General features: G+C 60.1%; 17 protein-coding genes and 3 tRNA genes. 11 read left to right on the top strand and 9 right to left on the bottom strand.

All coding sequences use genetic code 11. The features are described 5' to 3' along the window. Nucleotides 1-8 precede the first annotated feature (8 nt). Nucleotides 9-938, top strand: coding sequence for an alpha/beta hydrolase (locus tag BMZ70_RS10970; protein WP_092273606.1), 930 nt, complete (start codon nucleotides 9-11; stop codon nucleotides 936-938). Here the strand turns inward: BMZ70_RS10970 and uvrB are convergent, their stop codons facing one another. Next, nucleotides 939-3,011 (bottom strand): excinuclease ABC subunit UvrB, encoded by a 2,073-nt coding sequence (uvrB, locus tag BMZ70_RS10965; protein WP_092273604.1) that lies wholly within the window; start codon nucleotides 3,009-3,011, stop codon nucleotides 939-941. A 114-nt stretch (nucleotides 3,012-3,125) separates the two neighbouring features. On the opposite strand from uvrB, the gene BMZ70_RS10960 reads away from it, so the two are divergent. Together BMZ70_RS10960 and BMZ70_RS10955 are read left to right on the top strand one after the other, a co-directional pair. Next, nucleotides 3,126-4,322, top strand: a complete 1,197-nt coding sequence (locus tag BMZ70_RS10960) for an amino acid aminotransferase (RefSeq protein WP_175500772.1) — start codon at nucleotides 3,126-3,128, stop codon at nucleotides 4,320-4,322. A 113-nt stretch (nucleotides 4,323-4,435) separates the two neighbouring features. Continuing rightward, nucleotides 4,436-4,511 (top strand) — tRNA-Asn (locus BMZ70_RS10955). 43 nt (nucleotides 4,512-4,554) lie between these two features. Here the strand turns inward: BMZ70_RS10955 and BMZ70_RS10950 are convergent. The 4 genes from BMZ70_RS10950 to BMZ70_RS10935 form a co-directional block, all read right to left on the bottom strand. Beyond that, nucleotides 4,555-5,007 (bottom strand): hypothetical protein, encoded by a 453-nt coding sequence (locus tag BMZ70_RS10950; protein ID WP_092273601.1) that lies wholly within the window; start codon nucleotides 5,005-5,007, stop codon nucleotides 4,555-4,557. Nucleotides 5,008-5,129: 122 nt separating this feature from the next. After that, on the bottom strand, nucleotides 5,130-5,459 hold the full coding sequence (locus tag BMZ70_RS10945) for a DUF2322 family protein (protein WP_092273598.1): 330 nt from the start codon (nucleotides 5,457-5,459) through the stop codon (nucleotides 5,130-5,132). Between the two features lie 89 nt (nucleotides 5,460-5,548). After that, nucleotides 5,549-6,559, bottom strand: coding sequence for a glycoside hydrolase family 43 protein (locus BMZ70_RS10940; RefSeq protein ID WP_092273595.1), 1,011 nt, complete (start codon nucleotides 6,557-6,559; stop codon nucleotides 5,549-5,551). A 9-nt stretch (nucleotides 6,560-6,568) separates the two neighbouring features. Further along, the gene (locus tag BMZ70_RS10935) at nucleotides 6,569-8,062 is read right to left on the bottom strand and encodes an MFS transporter (RefSeq protein ID WP_229205374.1); all 1,494 of its coding nucleotides are present in this window, start codon (nucleotides 8,060-8,062) and stop codon (nucleotides 6,569-6,571) included. Between the two features lie 169 nt (nucleotides 8,063-8,231). Between BMZ70_RS10935 and BMZ70_RS10930 the strand changes: the two genes are divergently transcribed. Continuing rightward, nucleotides 8,232-8,307, top strand: a tRNA-Asn gene (locus BMZ70_RS10930). Nucleotides 8,308-8,471: 164 nt separating this feature from the next. Here BMZ70_RS10930 and BMZ70_RS10925 read toward each other — a convergent pair. After that, nucleotides 8,472-9,131 (bottom strand): hypothetical protein, encoded by a 660-nt coding sequence (locus BMZ70_RS10925; RefSeq protein ID WP_092273593.1) that lies wholly within the window; start codon nucleotides 9,129-9,131, stop codon nucleotides 8,472-8,474. Between the two features lie 234 nt (nucleotides 9,132-9,365). Here BMZ70_RS10925 and BMZ70_RS10920 point away from each other — a divergent pair, with 234 nt between their 5' ends. The 3 genes from BMZ70_RS10920 (at nucleotide 9,366) to BMZ70_RS10910 (ending at nucleotide 12,738) form a co-directional block, all read left to right on the top strand. Continuing rightward, nucleotides 9,366-10,061 (top strand): DUF3334 family protein, encoded by a 696-nt coding sequence (locus BMZ70_RS10920; protein WP_092277749.1) that lies wholly within the window; start codon nucleotides 9,366-9,368, stop codon nucleotides 10,059-10,061. Between the two features lie 369 nt (nucleotides 10,062-10,430). After that, a complete protein-coding gene (locus BMZ70_RS10915; protein WP_092273590.1) occupies nucleotides 10,431-12,605 on the top strand; it encodes a TonB-dependent receptor in 2,175 nt (724 codons plus the stop codon). Nucleotides 12,606-12,662: 57 nt separating this feature from the next. Beyond that, nucleotides 12,663-12,738 (top strand) — tRNA-Asn (locus BMZ70_RS10910). Between the two features lie 50 nt (nucleotides 12,739-12,788). On the opposite strand, the gene BMZ70_RS10905 is transcribed toward BMZ70_RS10910, so the two are convergent. Both BMZ70_RS10905 and BMZ70_RS10900 read right to left on the bottom strand, forming a co-directional pair. Beyond that, a complete protein-coding gene (locus tag BMZ70_RS10905) occupies nucleotides 12,789-13,199 on the bottom strand; it encodes a hypothetical protein (RefSeq protein ID WP_130300801.1) in 411 nt (136 codons plus the stop codon). Nucleotides 13,200-13,269: 70 nt separating this feature from the next. Further along, nucleotides 13,270-14,088, bottom strand: a complete 819-nt coding sequence (locus BMZ70_RS10900) for a substrate-binding periplasmic protein (protein WP_229205373.1) — start codon at nucleotides 14,086-14,088, stop codon at nucleotides 13,270-13,272. Nucleotides 14,089-14,521: 433 nt separating this feature from the next. Here BMZ70_RS10900 and BMZ70_RS28570 point away from each other — a divergent pair, with 433 nt between their 5' ends. Genes BMZ70_RS28570 through BMZ70_RS10885 form a run of 3 tightly spaced genes read left to right on the top strand, consistent with a single transcriptional unit; the run spans nucleotide 14,522 to nucleotide 16,174 of the window. Further along, the gene (locus BMZ70_RS28570) at nucleotides 14,522-14,803 is read left to right on the top strand and encodes a sterol desaturase family protein (protein ID WP_207231511.1); all 282 of its coding nucleotides are present in this window, start codon (nucleotides 14,522-14,524) and stop codon (nucleotides 14,801-14,803) included. Between the two features lie 17 nt (nucleotides 14,804-14,820). After that, nucleotides 14,821-15,435: a protein-S-isoprenylcysteine O-methyltransferase gene (locus tag BMZ70_RS10890; protein ID WP_092273582.1), complete on the top strand. Its 615-nt coding sequence runs from the start codon at nucleotides 14,821-14,823 to the stop codon at nucleotides 15,433-15,435. Nucleotides 15,436-15,469: 34 nt separating this feature from the next. Next, nucleotides 15,470-16,174, top strand: coding sequence for a glutathione S-transferase N-terminal domain-containing protein (locus BMZ70_RS10885; RefSeq protein ID WP_092273580.1), 705 nt, complete (start codon nucleotides 15,470-15,472; stop codon nucleotides 16,172-16,174). Here BMZ70_RS10885 and BMZ70_RS10880 read toward each other — a convergent pair whose 3' ends face one another. Further along, entirely contained in the window at nucleotides 16,175-16,945 is a 771-nt protein-coding gene (locus BMZ70_RS10880) for a hypothetical protein (protein WP_092273577.1), read from the bottom strand. Nucleotides 16,946-17,047: 102 nt separating this feature from the next. Between BMZ70_RS10880 and BMZ70_RS10875 the strand changes: the two genes are divergently transcribed. Beyond that, nucleotides 17,048-17,887, top strand: coding sequence for a M15 family metallopeptidase (locus tag BMZ70_RS10875; RefSeq protein ID WP_092277747.1), 840 nt, complete (start codon nucleotides 17,048-17,050; stop codon nucleotides 17,885-17,887). Nucleotides 17,888-17,961: the final 74 nt, after the last annotated feature.

Raw genomic sequence — 17,961 nt, 5'->3', positions numbered from 1 at the left:
AGAAAAGTATGAAGCTGTTGCTGTCCTTGATGATGTTGTCGTCCTCCGTGTTGGCCGCGTCGCGGCCGGTATCGCTCGATGTGGGCGGCGGCACAGTGTATGGCACCGAGCTGACACCGGATGGCGTGAGCGGCAAGGTGCCGGTGGTGTTGCTGCACTCGGGCTCCGGCCCCACCGACCGCGATGGCAACAGCAACCTGCTGCCGGGACCAAACGATTCATTGAAGTTGCTGGCGGAAGGGCTGGCGCGGCAGGGGATTGCGTCGGTCCGCTACGACAAGCGCGCCATCGGCTCCAGCGCGCTGCCGGTGTGGAAGGAAGAGAACCTGCGCCTCGACGATTACGTCGGCGATGCTGCCGCCTGGCTGCGCAAGCTGCGCGCCGATCCGCGCTTCTCGCGCGTGGTGATGGCTGGGCATAGCGAAGGTGCGCAGATTGCCTCCGAAGCGTGCGCACAAGCGGCAAGCGACGCCTGCGTGCTGATCGCCGGCACCGGCCGTACGATGGACGAAATCCTGCGCGAGCAATTGAAAGACAAGCTGCCGCCGGCGTTGATGGGGGAGAGCGATGAGATCCTCACGTCGCTCAAGGCTGGCAAGACCGTCGATAGGGTGCCGCCGCCATTAATGGCCCTGTATCGTCCGGACGTGCAACCGTACCTGATCTCCGCCTTCCAGCACGATCCGCGCAAGGCGATTGCGGCGCTGAAGATGCCGGTGCTGATCCTGCAGGGCACCTCGGACATCCAGGTGCCGCAAGACGAAGCGAAGCTGCTGTCCGCCGCCGCGCCGCAAGCCAGGCTGGTCATCGTGCAAGGCATGAACCACCTGCTGAAAATCGTCGGCGACGACCAGGCCCTCCAGCAAAAATCCTACGCCAGCCCGGACCTGCCGGTTGCCCCGCAATTGATCGACGCGCTGGCCGGCTTCGTCAAATAATCAGCTGATGGTGTCGGCGCCCGGCGCGCCGAACAGCTGCTGCTTGAGGTGGTGCAGCTGGTCGCGCACTTGAGCGGCCTTTTCGAATTCCAGATTCTTGGCGTGATCGAGCATGGCTTTTTCGAGGCGCTTGATCTCTTTGCTGATCTGCTTCTCGCTCATGGATTCGTACTTGGCCGTCTCCTGCGCCACCTGCAGCTCTTCCTTCGCTTCCTTCTCGCTGTAGACGCCGTCGATCATGTCCTTGATGATCTTCTTCACGCCGCGCGGCACGATGCCGTTGGCTTCGTTGAAGGCGATCTGCTTGGCGCGGCGACGCTCGGTCTCGCCGATGGCGCGTTCCATCGAATCGGTCATGCGGTCGGCGTACAGCAGCGCCACGCCGTTCAGGTTACGCGCGGCGCGGCCGATGGTCTGGATCAGTGAGCGCTCGGAGCGCAGGAAGCCTTCCTTGTCGGCGTCGAGGATGGCCACCAGCGATACCTCCGGCAAGTCCAGGCCTTCGCGCAGCAAGTTAATCCCGACCAGCACATCGAAGGTGCCGATGCGCAGGTCGCGCAGCAGTTCCACACGCTCCACGGTTTCGATATCGCTGTGCAGGTAGCGCACCTTGATGCCGTGATCGCTCAGGTACTCGGTCAGCTGTTCGGACATGCGCTTGGTCAGCGTGGTGACCAGCACGCGCTCGTTCTTGGCCACACGGTCGGTGATCTCGGACATCAGGTCGTCCACCTGCGACAGGGCAGGGCGCACGATGACCAGCGGGTCGACCAGGCCGGTCGGGCGCACCACCTGTTCCACCACTTGGTCCGCGCGCTTCTTCTCGTAGTCCGCCGGCGTGGCTGAGACGAATACCGTTTGCCGCATCTTCTGCTCGAATTCTTCGAATTTCAATGGCCGGTTATCCAGCGCCGACGGCAGGCGGAAGCCGTAATCGACCAGATTCGTTTTGCGCGAACGGTCGCCGTTGTACATGGCGCTTAGCTGGCCAATCAGCACGTGTGATTCGTCGAGGAACATCAGCGCGTCTTTCGGCAGATAGTCGACCAGCGTTGGCGGCGGCTCGCCCGGTGCTGCGCCGCTCAGGTGGCGCGAGTAGTTCTCGATGCCCTTGGTGAAGCCGATTTCCGCCATCATCTCCAGATCGAAACGGGTGCGCTGCTCAAGGCGCTGCTCTTCAATCAGCTTGTTCTCCTTGCGGAAGAACTCCAGCCGCTCGCGCAGCTCCAGCTTGATGGTCTCGATGGCGCGCAGCACGGTCGAACGCGGCGTCACGTAGTGCGAGCCTGGATACACGGTGAAGCGCGGGATCTTTTGCTTGACGCGGCCGGTCAGCGGATCGAACAGCTGGATCGATTCCAGCTCATCGTCCCACAGCTCAAGGCGCACCGCGAGGTCCGCATTCTCGGCCGGGAAAATATCGAGCGTATCGCCGCGCACGCGGAAGGTGCCACGGCCGAAGTCCACTTCATTGCGCGTGTACTGCATCTGGATCAAGCGCGCGATGATGTCGCGCTGCGACACGCGGTCCTTCTGGCGCAAGGTCAGAATCATCTGGTGGTACTCGTTCGGATTACCGATACCGTAGATGGCCGACACCGTCGCCACGATCACCACATCGCGCCGCTCCATCAGCGACTTGGTGCACGACAGGCGCATCTGCTCGATGTGCTCATTGATGGACGAATCCTTTTCAATGAACAGGTCGCGCTGCGGCACGTAGGCTTCCGGCTGGTAGTAATCGTAGTAGGACACGAAGTACTCGACCGCATTCTCCGGGAAGAACTCGCGGAACTCCGAATACAGCTGCGCGGCCAGCGTCTTGTTCGGTGCGAACACGATGGCAGGGCGGCCCTTGCGCGCAATGACGTTCGCCATCGTGTAGGTCTTGCCGGAACCGGTCACGCCGAGCAGCGTCTGGAAGAACAGACCGTCGTCGATGCCTTCGCACAGCTGGTCGATCGCCGTCGGCTGGTCGCCGGCGGGCGGGAAGGGCTGGTGCAGTTTGAACGGCGAATCCGGGAACGTGACCACGGTCGCTTGAGGGGTATCTGCTACAGGTAAATCAGCCATCTTGCTCAGACCTTTGTTAGAATAACGGCCTGCCAGCGGCCTGAAGTGTTTATTTTAAGGGCGCTGTCTATACATCTCTGCTGCGAACCGCTTCCAATTGAATCCAATCTTATCATGACGAATCCTAGCTTGTTCAGCGCCATCGACATGGCACCACGCGACCCTATCCTGGGTATTACCGAAGCCTTTAACGCCGACCAAAACCCACAGAAAATCAATCTGGGCGTTGGTGTTTATTATGACGACAACGGTAAAGTGCCGCTGCTATCGTGCGTGCAGAAAGCGGAGGAAATCCTGATCGCGACGCCTGCGCCGCGCACCTACCTGCCAATCGAAGGTCTGGCTGCCTACGACAAGGCGGTGCAAGAGCTGGTATTCGGCGCCGACAGTGCCGTGCTGCAAGAAAAACGCGCCGTCACCGTGCAAGCCATCGGCGGCACCGGCGCCCTGAAAATCGGCGCCGACTTCCTGAAGCGCTTCGCCCCGGACGCGGAAGTCTACATCAGCGACCCAAGCTGGGAAAACCACCGCGCGCTGTTTGAAAGCGCCGGTTTCAAAGTCAACAACTACGCCTACTTCGACGCGGCCACCCACGGCGTGAACTTCGCCGGCATGATCGCCGACATCAAAGCCATGCCAGCCGGCTCCATCGTGCTGCTGCACGCCTGCTGCCACAACCCGACCGGCGCCGACCTGACCTCGGCCCAGTGGGATGAAGTGATCGCTGCTGTGACCAATGGCGGCCTGGTACCGTTCCTGGACATGGCTTACCAGGGCTTCGGCGCTGGTATCGCCGAAGACGGCGCCGTGGTGCGCCGCTTCGCTGCCGCCGGCGGTCCGCTTCTGGTATCGAACTCGTTCTCCAAATCGTTCTCGCTGTACGGCGAGCGCGTGGGCGCGCTGAGCGTGGTGGCTGCCACCTCGGAAGAAGCGGCTCGCCTGATGTCGCAACTGAAACGCGTGGTGCGCACCAACTACTCCAACCCACCGGTCCACGGCGGCAAGGTCGTAGCGACCGTGCTGACCACCCCTGAGCTGCGCCAGATGTGGGAAGACGAGCTGGCTGCGATGCGCGTGCGCATCAAGGAAATGCGTGAAGCGTTTGTGGTCAAGCTGCAAGCCAAGGGCCATGACTTCGCCTTCGTGCGCGACCAGATCGGCATGTTCTCGTACTCGGGCCTGAGCAAGGCACAAGTGGAACAGCTGCGCGCCAAGTCGATCTACGCCGTGGACACCGGCCGCATCTGCGTCGCCGCGTTGAACTCGCGCAATATCGATATCGTTATTGACGCCATCGCCGAAGTCCTCTAAAATCTTGGTTCTTCGCGCTGAGCTGCATGGCAAAGCGCGAAAAGCAGCATGAAATACCGCAGTAAATCGCACCTTGTCGGTGCGAAAGAAACAGTATAAAATGTTGCCTCTAATCCCTGATAGCTCAGTCGGTAGAGCGACGGACTGTTAATCCGCAGGTCCCTGGTTCGAGTCCAGGTCGGGGAGCCAGAACATAAAAAGCCCAATCCTTACAGGTTGGGCTTTTTGCATTTCAGCGCAGAAAAAGCTGGACGGCGATGCCGATCACGAAAGCCATCGTGGTGACTTGTGCGCCGATCAGCCATTTTGCCAGCTGGTCGATTTTTGCGTCGAGCCGGTCTATCTTGGCATCCAGCCGATCCATCCTGGAATCCTGTCGATCCATCCTTGAAACGAGCATTTGAATCTCGTTGCTGAACTTGCTTTCCAGGCGCTGGGACTCTGTCTCGATTTTCGCGGTCATGCGCTGTTCCAGGGCGTGCAGGCCATCGCGGAACTCACTTCGCAGCTTTTCTTCGGTTAGCGCAAATTGCGCTTGAACCGCTGCAAAGCCACTCGCCATCTGCTGCCTGAGTAGCGAGTTGTTACATTGTAAATCCGTCACGGCTTTCTCCACGTTCGTCAGACGGGCTTCGTGTTCATCATACGCCGATTGGGCGGGTGATTCGTTTGGTGCGGATGCCATGATTGGACTCCTGTTGGGGCATCCTCTCATTGTTTCGAAGTTGGCGCTGGCCGCTTTGCGTTGGCGCAAAGGTGTTGTGGCGGGAGGTGGCGGCAGCCGGGCGCCGGCTGCCGTGGCCGGGCTTACAGGCCTTTTACCTGCAGGGTTTGTTCTGCGGTTTTAATGTTGAACAAACGGTCAATGTTTGGATGCTTGCCAGGGTTGGCGATGGCGTCTTGCGTGTGTTCTGCATAGATCTTCAGGCCCAGTTCGGCGGCTTCTGGCGTGATCGCGCCGAGCTTGTCTGCCAGCCAGCTATAAACACGGAGCGAGCCCGCCTGGCCTGGTTTGTTTTCAATCTTTGCCACGGTTGCGCCGGACTGGTCGATTAGTTCGATGGCGGCTACCGACTCCATTGCGGGGATCTGGGCCAGGTTGTCGGAGAATTTGTCGCTGAAGCTTGGTAATTGCATTGCTATTGCTCGTGTGGTTTGAAAGACGATATTTTGTCACATAACAAAAAAGCCCACTCGGCGGAGTGGGCTTTCTGCGCTGCGGCCGCTTATTTGCCGTACGGGTCGATGGTCTTGATGCGGCCGTTATCGTCGTAGAACAATTCCGTCACCTTCACCGAGCGCAGGTGGGTGATGCCCTTCGACAGGCTGCTGTCGTGGTAGTACAGGAACCAGCGGCCTTCGAATTCCACGATCGAGTGGTGCGTGGTCCAGCCGATCACCGGCGTCAGGATCTGGCCCTGGTAGGTGAACGGGCCGTATGGATTGTCGCCCACCGCGTAGCACAGGAAGTGGGTGTCGCCGGTCGAGTAGGAGAAGTAGTACTTGCCCTGGTACTTGTGCATCCACGGGCCTTCGAAGTAGCGGCGGTCGTGGTCGCCGGCCAGCAGCGGCTCGCCGTTTTCGTCCAGGATCACCACCGCGCGCGGCGCTTCGGCGAACTGCTTCATGTCGGTCGTCAGGCGTGCCACACGGGCGGTCAGGGCCGGCTGGTCGTCCGCAGGCTCTTCGTTCGATGCTGCATACTCGTTGTTGCGGTACTTCTGCAACTGGCCGCCCCAGATGCCGCCGAAGTACATGTAGTGCTCGCCTTGGTCTTCAAACACTGCCGGGTCGATCGAATAGCTGCCCTCGATGGCGGCCGGCTCCGGCGTGAACGGGCCTTGCGGCTGGTCGCCGACCGCTACGCCGATCTGGAAGATGCCGTCGGCGCGCTTGGCCGGGAAGTACAGGTAGTATCTGCCATCTTTGGTGGCCGCGTCCGGCGCCCACATCTGGCGCTCGGCCCATGCCACATCTTTGATGTGCAGTGCCACGCCGTGGTCGGTGACTTCGCCATCCGGCGTATCCATCGACAGCACATGGTAATCCTCCATACCGAAGTGGTCGCCGTTGTCGTTGAACGGAATGCCCGCTTCGATGTCGTGCGATGGATAGACGTAGAGCTTGCCGTTGAACACGTGGGCCGACGGGTCGGCGGTGTAGATATGCGAGACCAGCGGCTGCGAGATCGCGCGCAGCAGTGCTTGTTCTTCAGCTGGAGTCAGTTGTTCGGACATGGTTTTGCCTTATGCAGTAAGTTGAGCGCGGCGGGTTTGCAGATCCAGTTCGATCGTGCGCTCGGCCGCCTTGTTGATTTCGTAGAAGTACAGCAGGCCGACGCCGACCAGGAACGGCAGCGAGGCGTACAGGCTGATCGACACGCGGATACCGTCTGCCACCGTCTGCGGCTGCACGGTCTGGGCGCCATCGTAGCCATAGCCTGCCAACAGCGCGGCAACCAGCGCGCCGCCGATGCTGAGGCCGGCCTTGAGGCCGAAGATCATGGCCGAGAACAGCAGCGCGGTGGCGCGGCGGTTGTTTTTCCATTCCGAGTAGTCGGCGACGTCGGCAATCATGGCCCACAGCAGTGGGATGGTGATGCCGTAGAAGAAGCCGTGCAGGATTTGCGCGCCGAACACCAGGCCGATCGACGATGGCGGGAACACATAGAAGACCAGCATGAACAGGGTGGACACCAGCAGCGCTGCGCCGTACACATCGCGCTTGCCGAAGCGGTCGGCCAGCGGCTTGGAGAAGCCGATGCCGATGATCATGCAGATGATGCCGGCGCCGTTGAACAGGCTGAAGGCCGAGGTGGCGGGATCTTCCGGCCACTGGAACTTGGTCAGGCCGATGCTGTTGAGCGCAGCGTTCAAGTGCTCGATAAAGCTGATGAAGCCGATGTCCTTGAGGAAGGCGGACAGCGCCGCTTCGCTCAGGTAGTTCTTGAAGTAGTAGATGTACAGGCCGCCTTTCAGGGCCAGCGTGATGAATACCATGATGGTCAGCAGCAGCATCACTACCCACGGCTTGTTGCGCAGCAGGTCCAGCACGTCCTGGCCGATGCTGGAGCGCTGCTCGGCGGTCGGCACGATGCGCTCGCGGGTGGTGGCAAAGGCGATCAGGAAGCAGATGGTGCCGGCGACGGCGAACAGCATCATGGTGTTGCGGAAGCCGATCACCTTGTCGCCGCCGCCGAGAATCAGCACCAGCGGCAGCAGCAGCACCTGGATGATCAGCTGGGCCACCATCACCGCCACGAAGCGGTAGGACGACAGGCTGTTACGCTCCTGCATGCTGCCGGTCAGCACGCCGCTCAGGGCCGAGTAGGGCAGGTTGTTGGCCGAGTAGATCAGCAGCAGCGCCAGGTAGGTCAGGGTGGCGTAGATGATCTTGCCGTTGTCGCCGAGGTCCGGGGTGCTGAAGGCAAGGATGGCGATCAGGCCGAACGGCACGGAGGTCCACAGCAGCCACGGGCGGAACTTGCCCCAGCGGGTGGCGGTGCGGTCGGCGATCAGGCCCATGATGGGATTGAAGCAGGCGCCCGCCAGGCCGCCGATGAAGATGATGGTGGCGGCGGCGGTGGCCGGGATCTTGTAGACGTCCGTATAGAAGAACGCGATGAAGGTCAGCAGGGTCTGGAAGATCAGATTGGCGGCCAGGTCGCCGAGGCTGTAGCCAATCTTCTCCAGCGGGGAAAGCTTGCCCGACGAAGGGCTGGTAGGGGTTTGGGTCATCATGTCTCCGCGGCGTCCCGTGATGGTATTACCATCAGAATTTTTATTAAATGAATAGCGCAACCATTCGATTGTCACTTTTCCAGCGAAGGGCGTCAAGCGCCATATTTTCGTCGGGGGCGTAAAAAGATTAGCCAAATCCAATTTGAGCGGCTATAATTCTGGCCTCACTTCCCTGATAGCTCAGTCGGTAGAGCGACGGACTGTTAATCCGCAGGTCCCTGGTTCGAGTCCAGGTCGGGGAGCCAGAATACTAAAAACCCAGCCCTAACAGGCTGGGTTTTTTGCATTTGGACGGTGAAAAAATGAGTGGGGAAATGCTGCAAGGCAGCATGCAATGACATTGCGTGGAACTGCCGGGCGATGACTGCGTCCAGCGCGTCCACGTTGCCATGACGTTTCCTTTGTTTGTTTACCCTTTAAGTATGGCTTGCCCCTTGGTCAGCCAGGCTATGGCGAAGGCCATGACGGCGACGGTCTCGGGCCAGAAAATTGATCCTTCGTTGTGCGTCAGATTCATCAAGCCGATGATCAGGAAGGACACCAGCATGGCGATGCCGCAGGCGAAATAGACCTTGTTGCGTGCGTTTTTCCGGGCGGCCGGCGCTCCCGGCGTTGGAAGGCGAAAGCGGAAAAACACCAGCACAAACACCAGCGCGAAAAAGATCGCCACGAAAATAAAGTGATAACTGGGATGCGTGCTCGGCGGCAGTTGGCAAACATTCGAAAACTTGCCTAGTATTTCGCAAGCGCTAGCCTGCGACATCGGGCTTAAGGCGATGCCGATACCAGCAATTCCGGCAATACTGGCAATTGCATTGTCGATCCGCGACGGGCCGCGATAGCAGAGCAGGAGTACGCCCACCAACACGAGCGTTGATACGAACTCGTCGCGCATGACGGTGTAATAGTAGGCGCTGATGGAGTTGGCCAGCGGGATTCCGTAAAATATCTTGGCCCAGCCATGCACGAAGATTGGCATGCCGAGCCCCAGAGCCCCTATCATCTGGCGTAGCAGCATGTAAGAGACCACGTACTGGTTGTTTGCGGGAAGTGCGGTTTGTGCTGACATGCCGGCTCCTTGCTTTGGGTTTTACAGCAATTTTGCCTTTATTATTGCTCGCTAATCTCTCCAATTTTCACCATTGTTGATTTATTGATGCGCAAGCTAGGGCCTTGCCTGTGCGCAGTTTGCGGCGAAATCTCACACAAACACGCGATTCCTATGGACGAGAATCTTGCCACTCGGTATTCTGAATCATGGGAAACCACGTTTCATCTTTAAAAAAATAAGTAGAGGTTGATTATGAGCAGCGAAAACAAAGCGGTGGTCTACGGTACCGAGGACTTGCTGGAAAGTCTGTGCAATTCGGTGACCAAGGTGTTGAACGCCGCCACCCAGAGCCAGGTGAACTACGCCGGCATGGTGCAACGCATTACCAAGATCGGCCTCAAACCCGACATCGGCTGCTTCGTGTTGTTTGACGGCGGCTTTACCGGCTTGGTGGTGCTGAATTTCGCCGCCGGCACGGCGATGGAAATCTACGAGCGCTACATGCTGCACATGGGCATGCCGAAATCGGAGCTGGCCAGCTCGCACACCTCGGACGAGGTGGCCAACATCATGGGCGAGCTGATGAACCAGATAGTCGGCGACTTCACCGGCAAGGTGCGGCGCGAGCTGCAAACCAACATTACCCAGAACCAGCCGAAGATGCTGGTGCTGAACAAGCAGATCGTGCTCAGCGTCGACACCCCGCTGGACCGCCCGGAAATGCGCCGCGTCAGTTTCTACACCGAGACCGGCAATGTGTTCTACCTGGAGCTGGCGATCGACCGCACCGAGTTCATCCGCCTGCGCGACTTCGATTCCAGCGAGATCGTCGATCCCGACGCACTGATGGACCAGGAGCGCGCCGCGCACCTGGCGGGCGGCGCGTCGTCGGCCGCAGCGTCGGCCGACCACGATGCCGATGAATTGCTAAGATCCCTGGGCATGTAAGCCCGCCATTCCACGGCCAGCCTCGCGCTGGCCGCGCTGTTTTTGTGGCAATTTTCCTACAATTGCCACCTCTCCCTTCCGCCTCCTGCCATCCCGCCAAGCTTGCCGATATCATCATGGTGAGGCTGGTGCGGCGCGCCTAAACCACTGAATATTCAGTTTTTACATATGTAAAACCAAATTTCTAACCGTAAATCGGCGTGAAGATATATTCAGCTTGCAATACCCACTATCAATCTAAGACAATATCGCCTTTCAAAAAAGTCAGTGCATTATTGATAGCTGCTACCAGCGCTGGACGCACAAAAAAGAGAGAGCAGGAGACAACTGTTTTTAACTCTTTGCACACTACCTAATCGGGAAATTGGAATGATCAAACTGTCGAAGATGCACAAGCGCGTACTGGCGCTGAGCGCCGTATTGCCTATCGGTGCTGCCATTGCGCAAACCACCGAGCCACAACTGGAAACCGTGACCGTGACCGCCCAGCGTCGCGCGGAAAACATCAAGGACGTGCCAGTTTCCGTCACCATGCTGAAAGACGAAAAGCTGGACGTGCTGCTGTCCGGCGGCCAGGACATCCGTTTCCTGGCCGGCAAAGTGCCATCGCTGAACGTGGAATCGTCGAACGGCCGTACCTTCCCGCGCTTCTACATCCGCGGCTACGGCAACACCGACTTCTCGACCTTCGCTTCGCAGCCGGTATCGCTGGTGTACGACGACGTGGTGCAAGAGAACGGCATCCTGAAAGGCTTCCCGGTGTTCGACGTGGCCGGCGTGGAAGTGCTGCGCGGCCCGCAAGGCACCCTGTTCGGCCGCAACACCCCGGCCGGCGTGGTGAAGTTTGAATCGGCCAAGCCGAACCTGGACAAGATCGAAGGCTACTACAGCGCCTCGATCGCCACCCACAAAACCAGCTCGGTGGAAGCGGCCGCCAACATCCCGCTGTCGAGCGAGTGGGCCATGCGCGTATCGACCCTGCGCCAGCACCGCGACGACTTCGTCGACAACACCTATACCAAGCAGAACGATGCGCTGGAAGGCTACAACGAACACGCCGAGCGCGTGCAGTTCCTGTACAAGCCAAGCACCACCTTCAACGCGCTGTTCAACGTGCACTCGCGTACCACCGACGGCAGCGCGCGCCTGTTCCGCGCCAACCTGATCAAGAAGGGCACCAACGACTTCGCTGACGGCTACGACTTCACCAAGATCTCGACCGACGGCCTGAACTTCCAGAACCTGCGCACCAACGGCGCCAACGCCCGCCTGACCTGGGACCTGGGCGCGGTCAAGCTGTTCTCGATCACCGGCTACGAAGGCGTGGACAACTACTACACCCGTGGCGACATCGACGGCGGCTCGCCGGCCAACCCGCCGCGCTTCCCGGTGCAGACCGCCGGCGGCATCACCGACCTGAAACAGTACAGCCAGGAATTCCGTGTTGAGTCGAAAAACGCAGGTCCGCTGAACTGGCAGACCGGCGTGTACTACTTCAAGGAAAGCGGTACCGGCTTCAGCGACAACTTCGACAGCACCACCCAGGCGCAAACCTCGGACCTGACCAGCCACCAGAACAACACCGCCTACGCGGCCTTCGGTTCGGTGACCTATGATGTGTCGAGCGACTTCACCCTGCGCGGCGGCCTGCGCTACACCCACGACCAAAAAGACTTCCGCACGGTGAACGCCTGGAACGTGACCCAGATCGGTCCGAAGTCGGTGGACGTGAGCAAGAACAAAGCGAACTGGGACCTGAGCGGCACCTACAAGATCGACAAGGACATCAGCGCCTACGGCCGCGTAGCGACCGGTTTCCGCGCGCCGTCGATCGCCGCTGCCTCGTCCTCGGTGCCGATCACCGTGGCCGATGCCGAGACCATCACCTCGGTCGAAGCCGGCATCAAGGCTGACCTGTTCAACCGCCGCGCCCGCGCGTCGCTGAGCGTGTATAACTACGACGTCAAGAACCAGCAGCTGACCGTGGTCGGCGGCAACGCCAACGTGACCAAGCTGATCAATGCTGCCAAGACCGCCGGCCGCGGCGTGGAAGCCGAGATCGAAGGCTTCGTGACCCCGGACTTCAAGGTCAGCCTGAGCGGCTCGTACAACTTCACCGAGATCAAGGATCCGAGCTTGTACGCACAGCCTTGCGGCACCTGCACCGTGACCGACCCGATCGTCAACAAGCTGGCCGCGATCAACGGCAATCCGCTGCCGCAAGCGGCGAAGTACATCGTCAACGCCACCGCGCGTTACAACTTCCCGCTGGCCGATGGCAACCTGTTCGTGCTGACCGACTGGTCGTATCGCAGCAAGATCAACTTCTTCCTGTACGAGTCGAAGGAGTTCACCGGCAAAGAAATGCTGGAAGGCGGCCTGCGCGTGGGTTACAACTGGGATGGCGGCAAGTATGAAGTGGCAGCGTTCGGCCGCAACATCACCAACACCCGTCGCATCATTGGCGGCATTGACTTCAACAACCTGACCGGCTTCGTCAACGAGCCGCGCCAGTTTGGCGTGCAGTTCCGCGGCGGTTTCTAAGAAATTGCCGTTCAGCCTAGACAGCTGAAAAATGGCCGTATATAATGCGGCCTCTTTTCCCTGATAGCTCAGTCGGTAGAGCGACGGACTGTTAATCCGCAGGTCCCTGGTTCGAGTCCAGGTCGGGGAGCCAGAACATAGAAAAGCCCAGCCGCTGTCGTTAGCGGTTGGGCTTTTTCGCTTTCAGCGCAGGAAAAGTTGGATGGCGATGCCGGCCACAAAAGCCATCGTAGTCACTTGCGCTCCAATCATCCATTTAGCGAGTTGGTCAAGCTTGGCATCCTGCCGATCCATCCTTGCGACCAGGATTTGAATTTCGCTACTGAACTTGCTTTCCAGGTGCTGACACTCCGCCTCGATTTTTGCGTTCATGCGCTGCTCCAGGGCGTGCAGACCCTCGTGGAATTCGCGTCGCAACTTTTCTTCAGTCAGCGCAAGCTGTATTTGAGCTGCCTCAAAGCCGCTATCCATTCGCTGCCTGAGTAGCGCGTTGTCACACTGTAGATCCGTCACAGCTTTCTCCAGTTTCGTAAGACGGGGCTCGGTGTGATCATACGCTGGAATAGGGCGCGATTCATTTGGCACGGGTTCCATGAGTGGCTCCTTCAAGGGCATCCATTCATTGTTCCGAAGTTGGCGTTTGCCGCTTTGCGCGTGCGCAAAGTCATTGTGGCGTACTGCTCCATTCCTGGCTGAGCTTCTTGCACTTCTGCGGGGCCAGCTGTGGCCGGAAGCGGCAGTCCAGTGCGATGAAGAAGTCGCGCGTCACGCCGTAGTCGCGCTGGTAGCGGGTCAGGATGCGGTCGATCTCGCCGCTGGTGTACAACTGCTCGATGCCGCGCTCGAACGCATCGCGCTGCTCCGTGGTGCGGAAGCGCATCCAATAATACCGGCCGGGGCCCAGCACGTCGTGGAAGGCCAACTCGGTGGCGGCGTTCCTCCGCTGCGGCAATTGCTGCTTGAGGTAGTACAGGAAAATATCCGGCTGCGAGATGATCACATCGGTGCGGTCCAGGAACAGGGCGCCCGACGGCATGGTGATGGTTTCGCGATAGTTCGGGTTATCCGCCGTTGCTGCAATGTAGGCGGGTCCCAGCACCTTGTGCGCATTGCGGAACGCCGTCACACGGTATTTTTTCAGATCGGCGACGGTGGACATGGCCGGGATCTTGCTGCGCAAGGTGATGGCCATGTTTTGAAAATGCGAGACCGGCCAGTGGCCCAGGTAACCTTCTTGAGAGTGTTGCGGTGAAGACGAGGTGGTGACGTCGAGCAGGCCCTGGCGGAACTGGTCTTCGAAGCGTGCATTGGGGAGATAGCGAAATTCAACCGCCATATGCTGCGACTCGAACGCCGCGCGCAACACATCTACCAGCAGGCCCGACGAATGATCTGACAGCACGAACGGCGCGATCACGCTTTGCAGGCCGATCTTGACGGGAGCGGCGGCGGGGCTTGCCGTGGCCACAACTGCAGCAGTCAAGACAACGGCGGTTCCCCACATGCACGCCTCCATCATTTGAATTTATTTTTACAAATTATAACCAGATGAGGCGGTGCGTTTGCTTAAAGTGCATGTAGCCGTAGCGGGAAAGTCGGATGACTGAACGTTTATTTTGTTGCTTGCTCAAGCAGTCGATATCTGGCATGTTGGTGTTTTTAAAATGTCTATTCGTGAGGTTCGAGGCAAATGAACTATAGCCTTGCACTCTGGCCGGCACAGTTTGTTGAACAGCTGTTGCCGGCATCGTTGATCGTCATCGTGACACTGGCGTTCTTCTGGTTTGAACGCATCCGGCCGGGCCGGGAGTTGCCGCACGTGCGTGGATGGTATCTGCGGGCCACGCTGATGAATGTGATGCAGCTGACGCTCATCGGTGTCGGTGGGCTTATCTGGAACCGCTACTTTCGGGAGCATGCTCTCCTGGACTTCGTTCTTCGGGGCCGCCGGCGAGTATTTTTATCATGCGAATATCCGCACGCCGAAGTGGGTAGGGTTGATCCTGCAGCGACCGGAGCAGCATTCGATTCATCATCAACTTGGCGTTCACAAGTACAACTTCGGTGACTTGACCATTTGGGACCGGATGTTTGGCACCTTCAAGGACACCGATGGATTCATTGACCGCTGCGGCTTCCCCCGGCAGAATGAAGAGCGCTTGAGGGAGATGCTCGCCTTCAAGGATGTTTATGACTAGCCATAGGAGCGCGGTTCATGCATCACTTGGGAATGTTCGACTACATCTTTATCGCCATGATTCTCCTGTGCCTGCTGATTCGCGGGCCGTGGGAGTATCGGAACAAGAAGAGTAAGCCGGTCGAGTCGCGCGACAGCGGCAAGGAGCGTTTCAACCTGCTGCTGGTGTTCACCGGCTCGGTGACCATGCCGGTGCTGTACCTGTGCACGCCGTGGTTCGATTATGCGAATTACGCGGCGAGCACCTTGCAGGGCGTGCTGGGCACGCTGGCCGCAGTGCTGGGCGTGTACCTGTTCTGGCGCTCGCACCACGATCTGGGGCGGCAGTTTTCACCCAAGCTGGAGGTGCAGGATGCGCATGCTCTTGTGTGCACGGGCGTCTACCAGCGGGTGCGCCATCCGATGTACACGGCCGTGTTCCTCACCTCGACCGCGCAGCTGCTGTTGCTGGCTAATTTCGTGGTCGGCCCGGCGTTTTTGCTGGCGTTCTCGATCCTGTATTTCGCCCGCATTGAGCGGGAGGAGCAGATGATGCTCGATCATTTTGGCGAGCAGTATGCTGCCTACAAAGCGCGCACCAATCGCCTGTTTCCCGCTTTGCGGCCTCGCCAGCACGTTTCGCGTGGTTCGTAGATAATCGACGGATATTTTCTTTTGAAAGTGTCCCATGAGCGATTTGTCTACCTTTCCTATCACCGGCAAGTGGCCGGCCCAGCATCCGGAGCGCATCCAGCTGTATTCGCTGCCGACGCCGAATGGCGTGAAGGTGTCGATTGCGCTGGAAGAGACCGGGCTGGCCTACGAGCCGCATCTGGTCAGCTTCGACCATAACGACCAGATGTCGCCGGAATTCCTGTCGCTGAACCCGAACAACAAGATCCCGGCCATCATCGACCCGAACGGTCCGGATGGCAAGCCGTTGCCGTTGTTCGAGTCCGGCGCCATCCTGCTGTACCTGGCCGACAAGAGCGGCCAGCTGATCCCGAATGACGCCGCCGGCCGCTATGAAACTATCCAGTGGCTGATGTTCCAGATGGGCGGCATTGGCCCGATGTTCGGCCAGGTCGGCTTCTTCCACAAGTTCGCCGGCAAGGAGTACGAGGACAAGCGCCCGCGTGACCGCTACATCAACGAATCCAAGCGTTTGCTGGGCGTGCTGGACCAGCGCCTGCAAGGCCGCAAGTGGATCATGGGCGACGAGTACACCATCGCCGATATCGCCATCTTCCCGTGGGTGCGCAATCTGGTGAATTACTACGGCGCAGGCGAGCTGGTCGAGTTCCACCAGTTCAGCAATGTGCAGCGCGTGCTGGCGGCTTTCCTCGACCGTCCGGCGGTGGTTCGGGGTCTGGAGATTCCCAAGCGCGGCTGATCAGCGGCTGGGCGCGCGGCAGGCCGCTTCGGCCTCCCAGCGCCCGGAGCAGATGCGCGAGCGGCATAGCATGCCTTCGATCAGGCCCAGTTGCTTGCAGCGGGCCAGCAGCTGGGCGGTACTGTCGCCATCCTGACGTTCGACCACGTCGCGTGGACGCTCGGGTGTGACGGCGGCTGGCTTGCCGGCGTGCGCCATCAGGGCGGTCAGCAGGGTGACGTCGGTGTCGCCGGCTTGCACTGAGGCGGCTGTGGCTGCGGCCGGTGCCGCAGTCGCTGCCGACCGTGCGGCCGGCGTTGCCGATGCGGTGGCTTTGGCCGGCGATGCGGCAGTTCTTGGCATCGCCGCTGCCGTGTGATCGAAGCGGGCAGCGGCGCTTGTCGCGCCCGCCGCGCTGGGTGCCGGGACGGCTGCTTGCTCCTCATCCGGGCTGGACATCGGCGCGGCCTCGTTCACGATGGCTGCGGGCTGCTCCTGCGCCGATGCACGCGCTGTCACGTGTCGAGGCATGCTTGGCGAGGTGCCGCTGCTGTAGTCGCGCCGGAAGGTCTTCGGCGTGATGGTCTTGTCGTGCATCAGCCAGGCCACGCTGCACATCAGCAGCAGCAACGCGAACAGGCCGATGGTCCAGCCATCGATGGTCCAGCCGGCGGCGCGCGCCGCCTGCGCTGCCGGCCTTGTGCCATGTTCCAGTTGCGCCAGGATGCGCTTGCCGCCGACAGGGCGCCGCGCGCCGCTGGCGGCCAGCAAATCAGGTTTGGTTTTTTCCACGGTATTCCCCCTCCATTTGATCTGGCCGAGGTCGCGTCGCTGCGAACGGCCTACGATGCAGTGTCCGGTCTGTCGCATCGGCCCGTTTTGATGGAGCGCACCATGTTTCTCTTTTCTGTGCTGTTGTTCTTCGTGGCGGCCTGTTTTTGCGCCTGGTTGTTGCTGTTTCCCGCCGGCCGCGATGTGGTGGTGCAGTCCTTGAGCGCGGCCGGCCGCCGCATCGAACAGCATTTGCGCGGCGGTTACCGGCAGGGCGCGCGGCAGGCGGCGGGGCTGGGACGGGACGCCGGCGGCTCGCTGCGGCGCGTGCTGCTGTTCGTGCGGCGGCGCTATCTGCTGCTGTTGGCCGCCTCCGTGCTGGTGACGGTGCCGCCTTTGCTGGCGCTGATGCTCAGCGGACGCGGCATGTTGTCCGGCTACGACAGCGACACGCAAGCCATCAACGACCAGATCGCCGGCGTGCTGCAAGGCGAACAGCTGGCCGCGCCCGCGCCGCTGCCGCTGCTGGCTTTCACCACCGCCGAGGTGACGCTGCTGCTGCCCATGCTCGACAGCGCCAACCGCAACTGGCAGTTGCTGGATCCGGCGTTTGCGCAGCGGCTGCTGCTGGTGTTCAAGATCATGAAGGAGCGGCACGGCTACGACATGGCCATCCTCGAGGGCTACCGCAGTCCCGAGCGGCAGAACGCGCTGGCCGCCGCCGGTCCCGGTGTGACCAATGCCAAGGCGTTCCAGAGCTATCACCAGTTTGGGCTGGCGGCCGATTGCGCCTTCCTGCGCGACGGCAAGCTGGTGATTTCTGAAAAAGATCCGTGGGCCATGCGCGGCTACCAGTTCTACGGCGCCGCTGCCGAAGCCGCCGGCCTGACCTGGGGCGGCCGCTGGACCATGATGGACTTCGGCCACACCGAATTGCGTGTGCCGGGCACGGTAAAGAAGTGAGCGGACTTGTTCTGGCGCAAAAAATCCCGGCTTTGTTGGTGGCAACATTGATCGGTCCGCCTGTTGCATGGGCG

This window comes from Duganella sp. CF402 (assembly GCF_900109645.1).
Lineage (GTDB): Bacteria > Pseudomonadota > Gammaproteobacteria > Burkholderiales > Burkholderiaceae_D > Rugamonas.
The sequence above is the reverse complement of the archived record's forward strand: the minus strand, read 5'-3'. Positions and strand labels throughout refer to the sequence as shown.

Coding starts and splice junctions, on each gene's coding strand:
- BMZ70_RS10970 (WP_092273606.1), top strand. CDS start 9: ATGAAGCTGTTGCTGTCCTTGATGATGTTGTCGTCCTCCGTGTTGGCC.
- uvrB (WP_092273604.1), bottom strand. CDS start 3,011: ATGGCTGATTTACCTGTAGCAGATACCCCTCAAGCGACCGTGGTCACG.
- BMZ70_RS10960 (WP_175500772.1), top strand. CDS start 3,126: ATGACGAATCCTAGCTTGTTCAGCGCCATCGACATGGCACCACGCGAC.
- BMZ70_RS10950 (WP_092273601.1), bottom strand. CDS start 5,007: ATGGCATCCGCACCAAACGAATCACCCGCCCAATCGGCGTATGATGAA.
- BMZ70_RS10945 (WP_092273598.1), bottom strand. CDS start 5,459: ATGCAATTACCAAGCTTCAGCGACAAATTCTCCGACAACCTGGCCCAG.
- BMZ70_RS10940 (WP_092273595.1), bottom strand. CDS start 6,559: ATGTCCGAACAACTGACTCCAGCTGAAGAACAAGCACTGCTGCGCGCG.
- BMZ70_RS10935 (WP_229205374.1), bottom strand. CDS start 8,062: ATGATGACCCAAACCCCTACCAGCCCTTCGTCGGGCAAGCTTTCCCCG.
- BMZ70_RS10925 (WP_092273593.1), bottom strand. CDS start 9,131: ATGTCAGCACAAACCGCACTTCCCGCAAACAACCAGTACGTGGTCTCT.
- BMZ70_RS10920 (WP_092277749.1), top strand. CDS start 9,366: ATGAGCAGCGAAAACAAAGCGGTGGTCTACGGTACCGAGGACTTGCTG.
- BMZ70_RS10915 (WP_092273590.1), top strand. CDS start 10,431: ATGATCAAACTGTCGAAGATGCACAAGCGCGTACTGGCGCTGAGCGCC.
- BMZ70_RS10905 (WP_130300801.1), bottom strand. CDS start 13,199: ATGGAACCCGTGCCAAATGAATCGCGCCCTATTCCAGCGTATGATCAC.
- BMZ70_RS28570 (WP_207231511.1), top strand. CDS start 14,522: ATGCTCTCCTGGACTTCGTTCTTCGGGGCCGCCGGCGAGTATTTTTAT.
- BMZ70_RS10890 (WP_092273582.1), top strand. CDS start 14,821: ATGCATCACTTGGGAATGTTCGACTACATCTTTATCGCCATGATTCTC.
- BMZ70_RS10885 (WP_092273580.1), top strand. CDS start 15,470: ATGAGCGATTTGTCTACCTTTCCTATCACCGGCAAGTGGCCGGCCCAG.
- BMZ70_RS10875 (WP_092277747.1), top strand. CDS start 17,048: ATGTTTCTCTTTTCTGTGCTGTTGTTCTTCGTGGCGGCCTGTTTTTGC.